Raw genomic sequence first — 15,529 nt, 5'->3', positions numbered from 1 at the left:
TTATTTCAACTCTTTCTGCATCACAAAATTAATAAGACCCGTTCCTTGAACTTTAACCGTTTGCTGTTTTATCATTTTAAACCCTTTCTTAAGAAAAAACGGCTGGGCCGTTATGCTGGCATGTGTGGTTAATGTTTTTTCTGAAAGGTTATCGATTACATATCTCTCAATCTCAGCTAACAAACCGGTGGCAATGCCCTTACCCTGGTAATGCTGATGCACAAACATTAAATCCAGATACCCATTTGTAGCAACCGAGCTGAAGCCTACTATCTGCTCGCTATGCACTGCAACAATAAAATATTGTGTGCTTAACCTTTTGCGCCATAATTCATCGTTCTCACGGTTGGCAGACCATACTTTGATTTGACTGGCATCATAATCTTTACTGTTAACAGCGTGAATTGTATTATAAAACAGATCGCATATCGCATGTAAATCCTTCAGGTTGGCCTGTCGTATGTCAAGATCCATGTTAAATAGAAAGTATTTTATCCAACTGGTTACACTCCTTTTTGCTGAGCAGCTCAATCGTCATGGGTACATCTTTAAGCGGGCGATCGTTACCGTCGGTTTTTTGGGCGGCTATCAGGTCAACCATATCCAGGCCGGTGATCACTTCGCCAAACACGGTATAACTTTGATCGAGGTGCGGGGTGCCGCCTACCGCTTTATAATACTCACGCCAGCTTAGAGGTATCTTGCGGCCTTTGAGGCGGGTTTGTTCCAGCTTATCCAGTTGCTCGTCGGTAAAACGCTTGCCCTCTACAATATAAAACTGGTAACTGCTTGATGCCTTGTCGGGGTTATCCTCACGAGCCGCTGCTAATACACCTTTTTTATGAAATATGCTGTCGCGAATCTCCGCAGGTACAGTATAAGTTTCTTTACCATTACCCAGAGTATCGCCCGGCTTGGCATCTTTTGAGGTCGGGTCACCGCCCTGAATCATAAAATCCTTGATTACTCTATGGAACAAAGAGCCATTGAGCGTACCGGCCTTAGCCAGCTTTATAAAATTATCGCGATGCAGTGGCGTTTCATTATATAGTCGGATAATGCACGTACCGTACATGGTTTTAATACGAACATACTGGTTTTTAGGCCCTTTAGCATGGGTAGCTATCGCGGTAAACAGCAGTAAAACAGCAAGTAAAATTTTCTTCATATTAATTTTCGTACGGGTATATGTCGGCGAAATAATTTACAATAAGCGTTTTCATTACCATCTCCTGCTCAAGCAGGGTGTAATTCGGGATAGGCTTCACCAACTTCCAGTGCGGCCAGCCATCCTGATCGAGACCCTCAAGTTCGTAAAACCCCATCTGGCTAAAAAGGCGGCAATTGGCAATGTGCATCAATTCCTCTTTTTGGCGCTTGCTGAATTTGCGGGGGCCCTGCCCCAATTCCTGTACGCCAATTAAAAACAGCATCACCTTCATATCAGGCGTGTCGGTATCAAAATCCCTGGCGATGTGCTGCTGCAACTCGTCCCATCTTTTATTTACTTCGGCAGGTTTCATACAGGCAAATATACATTTCACAATTTTGTTACCCTATGCAGATGAATTGTTTATTTGTATTGCTTTATATTTGCACAAATTTCAATCGTCTTGAAAAAGAAGCGTTACACCTTGATCGCCGCCTGGCTTATGCTGTTCTGCTTTATAGCAGGGCAGGTTATAGTGTATTCGCATCAGCACCACATTTTAAAAGGCATCCATAACCACGCTGATGCCAAAACAAAGGGGCTAACGCAGGTAAGCGAAAAATGCCAGATTTGCGATAGCATGCACCATACGGATATGGAGCTGCAACAACATTATGCTGCCATTAACCTGCAGGCGGCGTTATTCACCCATTCTTCTGTCAATATCTACTTTAAATCCTTCGGCCTTATACTTGCCGACGGGCTCTCCCCTCCTGTTTTCATAATATCTTAAAAAGAGAGAACACACCACCTGCGCAAGCAGTATTTATTAATTTTTTCTGAACAAGAATTATGAAATTCAAGCTATTGATATGCTTGCTATTGGTATTTGTCCAAAGCATGGCATCAAACCCTGTTATAACTTTAAAAGGTAAAGTTGTTGATAATAACAGCCAGCCGTTACCCGGTGCTACAGTCACTTTCCCGGATCTAAAAATATCAACCCAAACTGACTTAAATGGTGAGTTTACATTCAATAACCTGCCTGTGCGCGGGAAATTTTTAGTGCAGATACAATTTGTTGGCTTCCGTACCCTTACCCAACTGGTGGATATGGCGGCAACAACGCCACCGGTTTTTACAATGCAAACCAGTGTTATTGAAACCCGCGAGGTAGTAATAACCGGCACCCCAATAAGCGGTAACAGCAAGCAAAACAGCACATCGGCAACCACGGTTACCCGCGAACAGCTATTGCGCCCATCAACCAATATTATTGACGCGTTGGCCTCGCAGGTGCCGGGCATGTCACAAATAACAACCGGGCCATCCATATCAAAACCGGTTATTCGCGGCCTGGGTTATAACCGAGTGGTTACCCTGAGCAATGGCATTAAACAGCAAGGCCAGCAATGGGGCGATGAGCACGGTATTGAGATTGACCAGTACGGTGCCGACCGCGTGGAAGTTTTGCGCGGCGCGGCTTCGCTCCTTTACGGATCGGACGCGCTGGGCGGTGTAATTAATATGCTCGACCCGCTAACCCCGCCAAGCGGACAAATAAAAGGCGAGTTTTTAACCAACTACGCTACCAACAACGGCCTTACCGGTACATCACTGATGTTTACAGGTAACGAGGACGGATTAGTATGGCGAGCCAGAGGATCATACAAGAACGCCTATTCGTTTAAAACACCCGATTATTATTTCCCGAACTCCGGCTTTAACGAAACCAATATCAGCGGTATGCTGGGGTTGAACAAGCAATGGGGTTATTCGCATATCAACTTCTCGTACTTTAAAAACAACATCGGGTTTTACGAGGCGGAGCCGGATAACGGGTTTGACTTTTTGAAAGAAGACGGCGAGCCTTTTACAAAATCAGATTATAAAAGCCGCAGCCTGCTGTTTCCGCGTCAGGATATCAGGCATTATAAAATAAACTGGGATAACAATTTTATTATCGGCAGCGGCTTTTTAAAAGTTAACCTGGGTTACCAGAAAAACCAGCGCCGCGAGCTGGAAGAAAGCGTTGATCCATCTCTGTTCTTTGACTTGAACACCTACACCGGCGATATTAAATATTACCTGCCTGAAAGCAACGGCTGGCAACCTGTTTTTGGTGTAAGTACTGAAATAGGCAAGAGCCTGAACAAAGGCGAAGAATTTTTAGTGCCTGATTATAATTCATACGGAATAGGCGCATTTGCTTATATTAAAAAAACATGGGACAAAAACACCTTTAATGCAGGCATACGCTATGACTACCGCAAAAATACCGGTAAGGGTTTAATCGAAGAGGATGAAGTGCGCTTTGAGCCATTTACAAACAAGTTCTCAAACGTAAGTGGCGCGCTGGGTTTCACACATCAGTTTAATGATCAGCTTAACTTTAAGGCTAATGCAGGTTCGGCATTCCGTGCACCAAACCCGGCCGAGCTGGCATCAAACGGTGTACATGAAGGTACTTTCCGCTACGAGGTTGGTAACCCTAATTTATCGCCCGAGCGCAGTTTTCAGGCCGATGCTACTTTGGAGTATGACAATAAATTCATCAGCGCCAGCGTAGGTATTTATGAGAATTACATACATAATTTCATCTACGCATCGCATACCCCCGGCGATGTGCAGCAAGATGTGGATGAAGATGGCAACCCGAAAGAGTACGATGTTTATCGTTACGGCCAGGTAAATGCCAATTTATATGGCTTTGAGGGTAGCCTTACCATACACCCGGTAAGTTTTATACACCTGGAAAATACTTTTGGCTACACACATGCGCAAAACACCACCTTAGACAGGCCTTTGGCATTTATACCTGCCGGTAGTTTGCGCAACACGCTGCGCTTTGAGCCTAAGGTTAAAGGCTTAAAAGAATCGTATTTATATGTAGGCATTGATAACTTTTTCAGGCAGGGGCGTTTCGATGCTACCTTTGAAACCCCTACCGACGGTTATACCTTATTAAACGCCGGCTTGGGCACCAACGTAAAATTAGGCAACCAACCGCTTAAGCTTTATGTTGCGGGCAATAATCTGCTTAATAAAAAGTATTACGATGCGCTTAGCCGCTACAAACCGGGCCGCTTAAGCAGCGAGGATCCGACTTTTGGTATATACAATCCGGGCCGGAACATTACCTTCGGCGTGTATCTGCCATTATCAATCAAATAAAATGATTTATAAACGCCTCCTGACTTAATCAGGGGGCGTTTTACTTGAAGGTAAACTTTTGCCGGCATCTGCTGTATTTTAATATGATGAAAAAGTTTCTTTTAACGCTATTATCTACCGTTATCTGCCTAAGCGCATTGGCACAGCCTGATACTGTATCCATAACGCTTGATAATATAGCCTATCCTTACCCGGTTAAATTTTTGCCTGTGAGTACTGACGGACAGGATCTGCGTATGGCTTACATGGATGTGCCTCCAACAGTTAACACCAACGGCAAAACAGTGATGCTTTTTCATGGAAAGAATTTTGGCGGATATTATTGGACCAGTGTGATTAAAGCGTTGACAGCGAAAGGTTACCGGGTGGTAGTGCCCGATCAGTTAGGTTTCGGTAAATCATCCAAGGCTTTCATCCATTACAGTTTTTACAAGCTGGCACAGTTAAATAAAAAGCTGCTGGATACGCTGGGAGTAAAAAAGACTTACATCCTTGGTCACTCCATGGGTGGTATGCTAGCCACAAGGTTCACGCTGATGTACCCAGAAACGGTTGAGAAACTATTGCTTGAAAACCCAATCGGCTTGGAGGATTACCTGTCATTCGTGCCCTACAAAAGTGCCGAAGAACTCTATAAAAGCGAAATTAAAACTACCGCTGAAAGCGTAAAGAAATATTACCAGACATCTTATTTTGATGAGTGGAAACCGGCGTATGATTACCTGGTAAAAATAGGCGGCAATGTGAGCAATAGCGCCGATTTTCCGCGCTATGCCATGATATCGGCTTTAACGTATGAAATGATATTTGAGCAGCCCGTTTGCCACGAGTTCGGTAATATAAAAGTACCAACCGTTTTGTTTATTGGCTTGGAGGATAATACTATTGTGGGTAAAGCCTACCTATCGCCGGAAGAACAGACCAGACATGGTAATTATAAAAAACTGGCACCAGCAACGGCCAAGATGATACCCGGTGCCAGGCTGATTAGCTATCCGGGGGTTAAGCATGTACCGCATTGGCAAATACCAGAAAGGTTTTTGAAGGATCTGATAGACAATTTGTAATCAGCTGCCGCCTAACCGCTGCTGATATAACCCGTAATTATCATCATCAAAACATACAAACAGCACTTTAGTAATGGTGTTGTTCTCCGTCAGAAAATCAGTAATGGTTTTGATCGCGATATCCGCGGCTTGTGGTTTGGGGAAGTGATATATACCTGTACTGATATTGGGGAAAGCGATAGTTTTTACACCATTTTTAACCGCCAGTTTTAAACTGTTGCGATAAGCATTAGCTAACAACGTTGCAGCTTTATCAGCGCTATTATTACTCCAAACAGGGCCAACTGCATGGATAACATATTTGGCCGGCAGGTTACCGCCGGTGGTAATTACCGCCTCGCCGGTATTACAACCACCCTGCCTGTCACGAATTTTGATGCACTCCTCTAAAATCGCTTTTCCGCCCGCACGATGTATAGCGCCATCTACGCCGCCGCCACCAAGCAGCGATGAATTGGCTGCGTTAACTACCGCGTTAACCTGTTGTTTGGTGATATCGCCCTGTATTACTTCTACCCTGCTATCTTTCATAAACAGATAACAATTTGTGTAAAGCAATGTTCGGCTATTCGGCTACGGGTAGCATAACCTGTATTTCGGTTCCCATTTGCTCTTCAGATATGATATTGATCGAACCCTGGTGTAGTTTAATGATGTTAAGCGTGAGCGGCAAACCTATACCGTAACCCTCAAATTTACCAGTGTTGGAGGCGCGGAAAAATGGCTCAAAAACGTGTTTCTGCTCCTGCTTAGGTATGCCTATCCCCTTATCAATAACACTAATTTTAATGGTGCCCTTTTGCGATACAATTTTAACAGTAACTGGTTGATTGCTTGAGTATTTACAGGCATTCATTATAATATTGCTCACGGCCAGGTGCAGCAGGTTCATGTTGCCCTCGGTTTGCAGTTGATCGTCATTTTCAGGCAAGGCCGAAAAATCAATATCAATAGTGCACTCTGTCGCTATCTTTTTTACCGACTCCACTGCAGTTATTACTAACTCATCTGCCCTTATCAACTGCCAGTTTTGTTTTTTGCCATCAAAACCGCTCTGCGCCAGTCCGAGCAGGCTGGCCAGTATGTTCTCAAGCTTTTCGGCCTCGTGCAATATGGTATTCACATTGGCAATGGCGTCTGCATCCAAACCCTTGCGCGCAAGCAATAGTTCCGTTTCTCCGCTGATAATGCTTAACGGCGTACGCAGCTCGTGCGAAGCATTGCTTACAAAGTTGTTCTGTGTTTCAAATGCTGTCTCCAGGCGGTTAAGCATATGGTTAAATGTTGATACCAGTTCGGCTATTTCGTCTCTGCCTGTTTCATCAACCCGCATATGCAGGTTATTCGCACTTATATTCTTGACACTCCTGATGAGGTTGCGGATAGGCTTTAAAGCGTAGTAAGAAAATACCCGGCCTGCCACGTAAGCCAGTATAACCGAAATAAAAAATATAATGATCAATATTTTCCTTAACTCGTTTAACTCTTTATAACCGTATGGGTCAATTGCTTCGGCAATTACTACGTATTTACCGTATGGCGTGATAAATAGGGAGCCGGCATAAAAGTGATTTTTGCGATCGTAACGGGCGCGGTTACCGTTAAGTATGGTTGTATAAAATTCATCCGGTAAGTTTAACGGCCGTTTAAAACTACCATCTGAGTTTACGCGTACTACAAAATCGCGTTCACCTTCCAGCATTTCCAGGTTTTTAGTCTTGGCCTCGCGGTAAGCCGCGGTTCGCCCGTCAGGGTGAATTTTTATCTGCGCGGCAAACCGCACGCGTGCTTCCAGCCGCTTAAAAAAATCCTCGAAATTAAAATCAGATACAAAGTAAAATATCGCGGCATTCATCAACAGCAAGCCTACGGCCGATATGACGAGGAACAGCAGCGTTATTTTGGTTTGCAGCTTCATTCACCATCCGTTTTAAACATATAGCCCATGCCAAAAACCGTTTGAATAAGGCGTGTTTCGTAATTATTATCAAGCTTTTTACGCAGGTAATTCACATAAACATCAACTACGTTGGTACCCATATTAAAATCAATATCCCATACGTTTTCCAGTATCTGTATGCGCGATAATACCTTGTTAGGGTTTTTTACAAAATATTCTAATAAGCGGTACTCTGTCGCGGTAAGGTTTATCTGTTTATCGGCACGTTTAGCTGTTTTGGATACCAGGTCAACTTCCAGGTCGGCAACATTAATTACATCTTTGGGGGCAGTGTTATTACGGCTGCGGCGCATTAATGTACGTATGCGCGCTTCAAGCTCGGCAAGCTTAAAGGGTTTTACAATATAATCGTCGGCGCCGCTATCCAAACCGGTAATCACATTCTCGGTGCTTGAAAGGGCCGTTAACATTACTATTGGTATGGCATCGTCCTTTTTTCGTACCTCGCGGCATATCTGAACACCGTTCATGCCGGGTAGCATAATATCCAATATTAACAGATCGAACTGGTAATTGGTAGCCATTTGCAAACCGGTTATACCATCAGGAGCAATACTTACCTCCATGCCGGCAGCGGCGAGCCCACGGCTGATAACGGACGCAAGCCCGGGTTCATCCTCAACTACTAAAACCTTCTTATCTTTCAATATCATAATTCAGGGTTTACGGCAACAATGGTTAATATAAACCAAGTATAAGTAATTAAGTTCGGAGCGAGGCGGTTGAAGCGGTAAAAAGTTGGTTTTTACGCATTGTAACTAATATAATTTAGTCGTAAACATTATTTTATTTTTTTGATGCATTGCCGCAATACGATTTATTTTCAGATTTTCGTTTTACAAGGAATAAACCTGTAAATGAACAAGGCTGATAATTATGATCTGCTCATTATTAAGGTAAATACCTTCATTCGAAAGTATTACTTTAATAACCTTTTGAGAGGCCTTATATTTTTAGGAGCCGGGCTATTTTCGTTGTACCTGTTTGTTACCCTTGCCGAGTATTTTGGTAATTTCAACACTACGCTGCGTTCGGTGCTTTTTTACCTGTTCATAATCATTAACCTCGTTCTGCTGATATGGCTGGTGATACCGTCCCTGCTGGCCTGGTTACGTATTGGCCAAACGCTTACGTACGATGAAGCTGCGGTAATTATTGGCCGGCATTTCGGTAACGTGAACGATAAACTACTGAATACCCTGCAGCTTAAAAGGCAAGCTTTGGCCGACCCAGAAAAACGAGCATTGCTTGAAGCCGGTATAGACCAAAAGGTAAATGAGCTTAGCCCAATCAGCTTTCCCTCGGCGGTTAATTTAAAGGAGAACAGGCGCTATTTAAAGTGGGCGCTTATTCCGCTGGGCATCATCTGCATACTTGCGCTGGCAGCACCATCAATACTTACAGATAGCACAGAACGCTTGCTGAAACACGATAAATATTTCGCTCCGGTTGCGCCTTTTACATTTGTTATTATTAACACGCCTTTGACTGCGGTACAAGGTGACGACCTAACGCTTGACTTGAAACTGGAAGGGAATAACCTACCGGCAGAAGTTTACATACGCAATGGCGACAATACATTTAAGCTTGAAAAAACCGCCGTGAACAGATTTAAATATGACTTTAAAAATTTGCAACGTGACGTTAATTTCACCTTATCAGCAAATGGCTATAATTCTCAAGATTATCAGCTTAAGGTAAACGCCAGGCCAACATTGGTCAGTTTTGATGCAACGTTACAATATCCGGCTTATTTGCATAAACAGCGCGAACTTATACCAAATGCCGGCGACCTTACAGTACCGGCCGGAACTATAGTTAAATGGCACATAAAAACGCAAAATACCTCAGTGCTTACCTTTAAAGTAGACGACGTACTAAATGAACTGAAACCAACTCAAGGTGGAACGTTTGTTTATCAGCAGAAAATAACGCAAAACACAACTTATAAATTAAGCGCGGCAAATCAGTTTGTAAAGCATAACACTGATTCATCGGCCTATAATGTTACTGTAATTGCCGATCAATCTCCATTAATCACTGCCGAACAAAAGCAGGACTCAATAAGCAGTAAAGCTCTATATTTTAATGGTACCGTGCAGGATGATCACGGCTTTACCTCATTAACTTTTAACTACCGTACCGGCAATAAAACTTACCACTTACCGGTCAAGGCTGATCTTTCTCGAAATCAGGCAGGTTTCTTTTTCTTTTGGGATATGAAACAAGTTAAGCTGCCAGAAGGCCGGCAAGTATCCTATTATTTTGAGGTTGCTGACAATGATGCCGTAACCGGCCCGAAGCGCGCTCGAACTCCGGAACAAACGCTCAACATTCCGGACGCAAAGCAGCTTAATGAGCAACTTGAGGCGGGCACTAAATCAGTTGCCGATAAAACACAATCGGCCATAAAACTTGCTGCGCAGATTGAGCGTGAATCACAACGGCTTAACCGGCAACTGCTTGAAAAAAACAGCCTCAGCTTCGAAGAAAAAAAGCAGGTAGAACAACTGCTGCAAAAGCGGATGGAGCTAAATAATCTGGTGAAAGATATACAGGAAGAGAACCGCAAAAACCAGTATAACCGCCAGGAGAACCAGCAGCAAAGTGCAGAATTACAACAAAAACAGCAACAAATTGCGGATTTGTTCAACAACGTGCTCGACCCAAAAACGCAGGAGCTTTTAAAAAAACTGCAGGATATGCTGGAAAAAGGCGATAAGGATGACGCGCGTGACGAGCTAAACAAGATGCAGCAGGACAACCGCTCGCTGAAAAAGGAACTTGACCGGGTGCTTGAACTGTACAAAAAACTGGCTTTTGACCAAAAAGTTGAACAGAATATAAACAAGCTCAATAAGTTAGCTAATGAACAGCAAAAATTAGCGGAGCAAACCCAACAACAAAAACAGGATAAGCAGGCCTTGCTTCAACAGCAGCAAAAATTGAAAGATGAATTTAGCGATGTAAAAAAATCGCTTGATGAATTGAAGAAAGAAAACGACGGCCTGGGCGAGAAAATGAACCTGGACAATCAGAAACAGGAAAGCGATGCCGTTGACCAGCAAATGGATCAAAGCAAGCAAAGCATTCAAAAGAATGACAGGCAGAAGGCGGCAAAGTCACAGCAGCAGGCAGCGCAAAAAATGCAGCGAATGGCGGGTAAAATGCAACAGCAACAGCAAGACGGTGAAGAGAGCGAAAACGCTATCAATGCCGCACAATTGCGCGAGTTGCTTAAAAACTTGGTTAACAGCTCTTTTCAGCAGGAAAAGCTGATGCTGAGCCTGAGAGGAATTAATCCGGCAGATCCGGGCTATAATAAACTTGCCCAGCAGCAAAAGGATATTAAGGACAACTTAAAAACCGCACAGGACAGTTTGTATGCCCTGAGCAAGCGCGTTCCGCAAATACAATCTGCTGTTAATAAAGAGGTGGGTGCCATTAATGATAATATTGATAAAGCGCTGAGCCTTATGGGCGAACGGCGCAGTGGCGAAGCCAATCGCAGCCAGCAATTTGCCATGACAGCCATGAACAATTTGGCATTACTATTGAGTGAAGCGCTTGAACAATTACAAAACGCACAAAACCGCCAGGGTGGCGGTAAAGGCAAAAAACAGCAATCGGTATCGCAATTAGCTAAAATGCAACAGCAGCTTAACCAAAATATGCAAAAAGCAAGGCAGCAGATGCAGCGGCAGGGCAACCAGGGCAAAAGCGCCCAGGGAGAGAGCGGCATGAGCGAGCAGCTGGCGCGTATGGCCCGGCAGCAACAGCAAATACGCCAGGCACTTGAGCAGCTAAACCGTGAGCAGAGCAAGGATGGTAAAAGCGGACTTGGTGACCTTGACAAAATTTCAAAAGAAATGGAACAAACCGAGAACGATATCGTAAACAGAAGAATAACAGAAGAAACCGTAAAAAGACAGCAGCAAATACAAACACGTTTGCTTGATGCCGAAAAGGCAGAACAGCAGCGCGAACAGGATAACCGGCGCCAAAGCAATGCAGGTAATAACTTCCCACCGGGATATATTAAAGCCCTGCAAAATTATCAGCAGCAAAAAAACAAGCAAACAGAGCAACTGCGCACCGTTTCGCCAGCGTTTAACATATATTATAAAAGTAAAATACAAGCCTACTTTGAACAAATTAATGGAAAGTAAAATGGAACATAATAACGTTCACACCAGTGAACTATATACGTTGCAGCTGCCTTCAAAATTGGAAAGCATTAACCAGCTTGAGCTTTTAATTGAAGAGATTGCCGATAAACATCATGTTGGAGACGATGTTTTCGCCAATATGATGACTTGCCTGAACGAAGCCGTTATGAATGCTATAGTACACGGAAACCAGCAGGATGAAAGCAAAATTGTTATAGTTAACGCTGAAGTTGAACTTAAGCGCATTATATGGACAATCACCGACGAGGGCGAAGGTTTTGATTATAACAGCCTGCCAGACCCTACCGCGCCGGAAAACCTGGAAAAACTTACAGGCCGGGGCGTGTTTATATTAAAACAACTGGCCGATCAATGCATATTTAACACGCGCGGTAACGAAATTGAACTTCACTTTAAGATATAATGCCGGCAATTAATTTTTTTGAAGAGGACATAAAATTCAAGCTGAAACAAAAAACCGCCATAAGGCAATGGATAAAAGACACTATTGAAGCCGAAGGTTATAAATTAAAGGAACTCAATTACATTTTTTGCTCGGATGCTTACCTGATCGAGATCAACAGGCAGTATCTTAACCACGATACCTATACCGATATTGTAACGTTTGATAACAGCGAAGTAGAGGGAGATATTGTAGGCGATATTTTTATTTCAGTAGAACGAACGCGTGAAAACGCCGCTAAATTTAGCGTTGCTGATGCTGACGAGTTGCACCGCGTAATAATTCATGGGACACTACACCTGCTTGGCTACCCGGATAAAAAGCCTGCCGATAAAAAAATTATGACACAAAAAGAAGATTTTTATTTAGGCAAACGCTCATTTTAATTCCTAATTTTACCCGTATAAACTGTTTATCAATTTATTAAACCATGAAAACACTGACCATTTTACTGGCTTTGCTTTTTGTTGCACCGGCAAAAAGCGTATACGATTTTAAACTGAAATCCATCGAAGGCAAAGATTTTTCTTTAGCTAAATACAAAGGCAAAAAAGTGCTGATCGTTAATACAGCCTCGCAATGTGGTTACACGCCGCAGTATGCTGAACTGCAAAAGCTGGCCGATCAGTATAAAGATAAGCTGGTAGTGGTAGGCTTCCCGGCAAATAACTTTGGCGGACAGGAACCCGGCGCTAACCTGGAGATCAAGTCTTTCTGCCAAAAAAACTATGGCGTAACTTTTCCACTTAGTGAAAAAGTAAGTGTTAAGGGCGATGATATCAGTCCGCTATTCGCATACCTAACCACTGCCGAAAACCCTGATTTTACAGGCGAGATCAAATGGAACTTCGAAAAATTCCTGATTGATGAAAACGGCAAGCTGATACACCGTTACCGTTCAAAAACAACTCCGTTATCACCGGAAATAACAAATGCATTATAATTGAAAAGGGCGCTTGATAAGCGCCCTTTTTATTTGATGCTTATTGTGCAATACGCTGATCAAGCAAGCGTTAACAGCATGATGAAAACCCTATTGCAATTTTTTAAGAAATCTGAACTATACCTTATACTGGTGCGATACGCTTTGGCAATTACCATGCTGCCCTACGCATTCACCAAAATACTCCGTACACAGTTTGTAGTTACTTCAGCAACCTTATTGCTACCGCTTGAACAAACACCAGGGACTGCTTTAACCTGGGCTTTTTTGGGGCATTCTCCATGGTTTGAGGTATTATTAGGCTTTTGTGAGCTGATACCGGCCCTCCTGCTTCTTTTCAGAAGAACATCCTTCTTAGGCGCTGCGCTTATGCTGCCTGTAACCGTCAACGTATTTTTGATTAACTACGCATTAGAGCTATGGGATGCTACTAAATTAATAGCCTCGATTCTGTTGCTATTGAACCTGTTAATATTTGCAATTGAGTGGTGTAAAGTGAAAAGCATAATAATGCTGATCCTATCTAAAACATCAAAACTTAAATTTTCAGGTATTGAATGGGCCGTTAACGTTTTAATTATTGCAGCGGCTTATTGGCAATTTGTTATGCCTTTAACAGACTATCGAAATACAAGTAATGAGCTGATTGGCGACTGGCTCAATAATCATCCGATTGAATGGGTGCAGGTAGGTGAAACAATAGGAGACAGTACAATCTCTAACAATAATTTAAAATTGTACTTCGGCCAGTTCGGGTTGTATACAGAAACCGGTGGTATAGCGGCACCACCCAATAAATATAAACTTGATGCCAGTAAAAAAACTATTGAATTTACCTACCAATATGATAATTCCAGCTTCGTTTGCAATTACACCCTTTCAGCAGATATATTAGTCGTAGAACGATTAATAGATAAAGATAATCCTAAACGTTTAATCAGAACCTTTGTAAAACGGGTGATGAATTTAAAGATGGCTCGTGATTAATTATCATCCTGCTTTTTCTTAGCCTCTTCTTCTTGTTTTTTACGTTCTTCTTCGGCCTTCTCCTGTGCCCTCTTCTTTTCTTTTTCAGCCTTTTCGTTGGCTTTGCGGATGGAATCTTGTTTGGCTTTGGCTGCCTTTTCCTTCTTTTTAAAGAAACCTCGCAGCAGGAAGTTGCTTTGTGCTGCCTTTAAATCTTCGTGCAGTGTTACCGTAGCGGCGTCAACCGTTTTTATGGTTGATTTGGCTTGCTTAACGGTACCACGTAAATCCTCGGCTATCTTGTCATCATTCAGCAAACGGCCAATGCTGCCCTTGCCATGATTGATTTTATAAACCACATCGGAAAGATTGGCCGATAGCTTCTCGGCATTATCAGCAACGCGGGTTAGCTTGTTGATCATCTTGTCAACATCCAATGGGTTCACCGCTTCAAGCTTATCGCCGTTCTCTACTATCTCCTGCGTTTTAACTCCGCCCGGTGCAATGGCTACCAATTTATCGCCCATCAAACCATCACTGCTGATGCTCACCTTCGAGTCCTTTTTTATGAATTTATTTACGTTGCTGTTCAGCGTAAGGTCAACACGTACCATGCTATCCGTAACAATGGTGATGTTTTCTACAACACCTACATTTATACCTGCAAAGCGCACATTATTTCCTACCTGTAAGCCGCTCACATTCTTAAATTCGCCATACACGTTAAAAGTGGAGTTGAACATACTCTTTTGGCTGCCAATCAGAAAGATGGCCACAATAAGCACCGCGATGCCAACTATGGAGAAGATGCCTATTTTTATTTTTTGTGATGATGTTGCTTTCATTTCTGTTCGTTAAAAAAAGATCGTACAAATTCATTTTCCGAAGCTTGCAGCGCCTCGTAAGTACCCTCGGCTATATATTCGCCATCATTCATTACCACTACCCTGTCGGCGGTTATTTTAGCGCACTCCAAATCGTGTGTGATGATGATTGATGATGTTTTGTATTTACGCTGCATGTTCAATATCAATTCGCTTATTTCGCGCGATGTTATTGGGTCGAGGCCTGTAGTAGGCTCATCGTAAAGCATAATTTCAGGCTTTACAATAAGCGTTCGGGCAAGCCCTATCCGTTTACGCATCCCACCCGATAGGTCGGACGGCATCTTATCGGCTGCATCAGCCAATCCTACGCCCTCTAATACCTCTTCTACCCTTTGGTCTATCTCTTGCTGGTCCTTCAATTTTAAAACGCGTGTAAGCGGAAATTCAAGGTTCTCTCGAACGGTCATAGAATCATACAGCGCCCCACTCTGAAACAGGAAACCTATCTTTATACGCAACTGCTTCAATTCGTCCTCATTCATTTGGGTAACATCCTCGCCAAATACGGTTAACTCCCCATCGTCAGGGGTTAGCAAACCTGCAATGCATTGTATGGTTACGGATTTACCCTGTCCTGATCGGCCTAATACCACCACGTTCTCGCCTCTTTTTAAATCGAGGTTGATATCGCGCAGCACTTCTTTTTCACCGAAAGACTTTTTCAGGCCTTTTATATGAATAACCACCTCGTTAGTGTCCGTTTTAACCGGCTGATCAACTGTCGATATATCTTTGTTGTCTGCCATGGTA

The 15,529-nt window shown here is 43.1% G+C and carries 16 protein-coding genes; 8 read left to right on the top strand and 8 right to left on the bottom strand.

The genetic code is table 11. From position 1 onward, the window contains the following. The 3 genes from LT679_RS12985 to LT679_RS12975 are packed head-to-tail and all read right to left on the bottom strand — an operon-like array spanning nucleotide 1 to nucleotide 1,523. The gene (locus LT679_RS12985; protein WP_232178023.1) at nucleotides 1-474 is read right to left on the bottom strand and encodes a GNAT family N-acetyltransferase; all 474 of its coding nucleotides are present in this window, start codon (nucleotides 472-474) and stop codon (nucleotides 1-3) included. Nucleotide 475: 1 nt separating this feature from the next. After that, nucleotides 476-1,168, bottom strand: a complete 693-nt coding sequence (locus LT679_RS12980) for a peptidylprolyl isomerase (protein ID WP_232178022.1) — start codon at nucleotides 1,166-1,168, stop codon at nucleotides 476-478. A gap of 1 nt (nucleotide 1,169) precedes the next feature. Beyond that, a complete protein-coding gene (locus LT679_RS12975; protein ID WP_232178021.1) occupies nucleotides 1,170-1,523 on the bottom strand; it encodes a hypothetical protein in 354 nt (117 codons plus the stop codon). Nucleotides 1,524-1,613: 90 nt separating this feature from the next. Here LT679_RS12975 and LT679_RS12970 point away from each other — a divergent pair, with 90 nt between their 5' ends. The 3 genes from LT679_RS12970 (at nucleotide 1,614) to LT679_RS12960 (ending at nucleotide 5,391) form a co-directional block, all read left to right on the top strand. Continuing rightward, on the top strand, nucleotides 1,614-1,943 hold the full coding sequence (locus LT679_RS12970; protein WP_232178020.1) for a hypothetical protein: 330 nt from the start codon (nucleotides 1,614-1,616) through the stop codon (nucleotides 1,941-1,943). A gap of 59 nt (nucleotides 1,944-2,002) precedes the next feature. Next, nucleotides 2,003-4,324 carry a TonB-dependent receptor gene (locus LT679_RS12965; RefSeq protein WP_232178019.1) on the top strand — a complete coding sequence of 774 codons (2,322 nt, stop codon included), beginning with the start codon at nucleotides 2,003-2,005 and terminating at the stop codon, nucleotides 4,322-4,324. An 83-nt stretch (nucleotides 4,325-4,407) separates the two neighbouring features. After that, nucleotides 4,408-5,391, top strand: a complete 984-nt coding sequence (locus tag LT679_RS12960; RefSeq protein ID WP_232178018.1) for an alpha/beta fold hydrolase — start codon at nucleotides 4,408-4,410, stop codon at nucleotides 5,389-5,391. Here LT679_RS12960 and LT679_RS12955 read toward each other — a convergent pair whose 3' ends face one another. The 3 genes from LT679_RS12955 to LT679_RS12945 are packed head-to-tail and all read right to left on the bottom strand — an operon-like array spanning nucleotide 5,392 to nucleotide 8,004. Continuing rightward, on the bottom strand, nucleotides 5,392-5,922 hold the full coding sequence (locus LT679_RS12955; protein ID WP_232178017.1) for an O-acetyl-ADP-ribose deacetylase: 531 nt from the start codon (nucleotides 5,920-5,922) through the stop codon (nucleotides 5,392-5,394). It lies immediately after the preceding gene. Nucleotides 5,923-5,956: 34 nt separating this feature from the next. Beyond that, nucleotides 5,957-7,309, bottom strand: a complete 1,353-nt coding sequence (locus LT679_RS12950) for a HAMP domain-containing sensor histidine kinase (RefSeq protein WP_232178016.1) — start codon at nucleotides 7,307-7,309, stop codon at nucleotides 5,957-5,959. Further along, nucleotides 7,306-8,004: a response regulator transcription factor gene (locus LT679_RS12945; RefSeq protein WP_232178015.1), complete on the bottom strand. Its 699-nt coding sequence runs from the start codon at nucleotides 8,002-8,004 to the stop codon at nucleotides 7,306-7,308. The genes LT679_RS12950 and LT679_RS12945 overlap by 4 nt, the downstream gene beginning before the upstream one ends. Nucleotides 8,005-8,208: 204 nt before the next feature. Here LT679_RS12945 and LT679_RS12940 point away from each other — a divergent pair, with 204 nt between their 5' ends. From LT679_RS12940 to LT679_RS12920, 5 genes are all read left to right on the top strand, one after another. After that, entirely contained in the window at nucleotides 8,209-11,520 is a 3,312-nt protein-coding gene (locus tag LT679_RS12940) for a DUF4175 family protein (protein ID WP_232178014.1), read from the top strand. A gap of 1 nt (nucleotide 11,521) precedes the next feature. Next, nucleotides 11,522-11,944, top strand: a complete 423-nt coding sequence (locus tag LT679_RS12935) for an ATP-binding protein (protein WP_232178013.1) — start codon at nucleotides 11,522-11,524, stop codon at nucleotides 11,942-11,944. Beyond that, nucleotides 11,944-12,369, top strand: a complete 426-nt coding sequence (gene ybeY, locus LT679_RS12930) for an rRNA maturation RNase YbeY (RefSeq protein ID WP_232178012.1) — start codon at nucleotides 11,944-11,946, stop codon at nucleotides 12,367-12,369. Before LT679_RS12935 ends, ybeY begins: the two co-directional genes overlap by 1 nt. A gap of 44 nt (nucleotides 12,370-12,413) precedes the next feature. Next, on the top strand, nucleotides 12,414-12,926 hold the full coding sequence (locus LT679_RS12925) for a glutathione peroxidase (protein ID WP_232178011.1): 513 nt from the start codon (nucleotides 12,414-12,416) through the stop codon (nucleotides 12,924-12,926). Between the two features lie 78 nt (nucleotides 12,927-13,004). Continuing rightward, on the top strand, nucleotides 13,005-13,913 hold the full coding sequence (locus LT679_RS12920) for a hypothetical protein (protein WP_232178010.1): 909 nt from the start codon (nucleotides 13,005-13,007) through the stop codon (nucleotides 13,911-13,913). On the opposite strand, the gene LT679_RS12915 is transcribed toward LT679_RS12920, so the two are convergent. Both LT679_RS12915 and LT679_RS12910 read right to left on the bottom strand, forming a co-directional pair. Then, complete coding sequence (locus LT679_RS12915) at nucleotides 13,910-14,737, bottom strand: MlaD family protein (RefSeq protein WP_232178009.1); 828 nt, start codon at nucleotides 14,735-14,737, stop codon at nucleotides 13,910-13,912. The two genes, LT679_RS12920 and LT679_RS12915, sit on opposite strands and share 4 nt — an antisense overlap. After that, nucleotides 14,734-15,525, bottom strand: coding sequence for an ABC transporter ATP-binding protein (locus tag LT679_RS12910; protein ID WP_232178008.1), 792 nt, complete (start codon nucleotides 15,523-15,525; stop codon nucleotides 14,734-14,736). The genes LT679_RS12915 and LT679_RS12910 overlap by 4 nt, the downstream gene beginning before the upstream one ends. Nucleotides 15,526-15,529: the final 4 nt, after the last annotated feature.

Source organism: Mucilaginibacter roseus (assembly GCF_021215455.1).
In the GTDB taxonomy this organism is placed as follows: domain Bacteria; phylum Bacteroidota; class Bacteroidia; order Sphingobacteriales; family Sphingobacteriaceae; genus Mucilaginibacter; species Mucilaginibacter roseus.
This window is presented reverse-complemented; position numbering and strand designations above follow the sequence as displayed.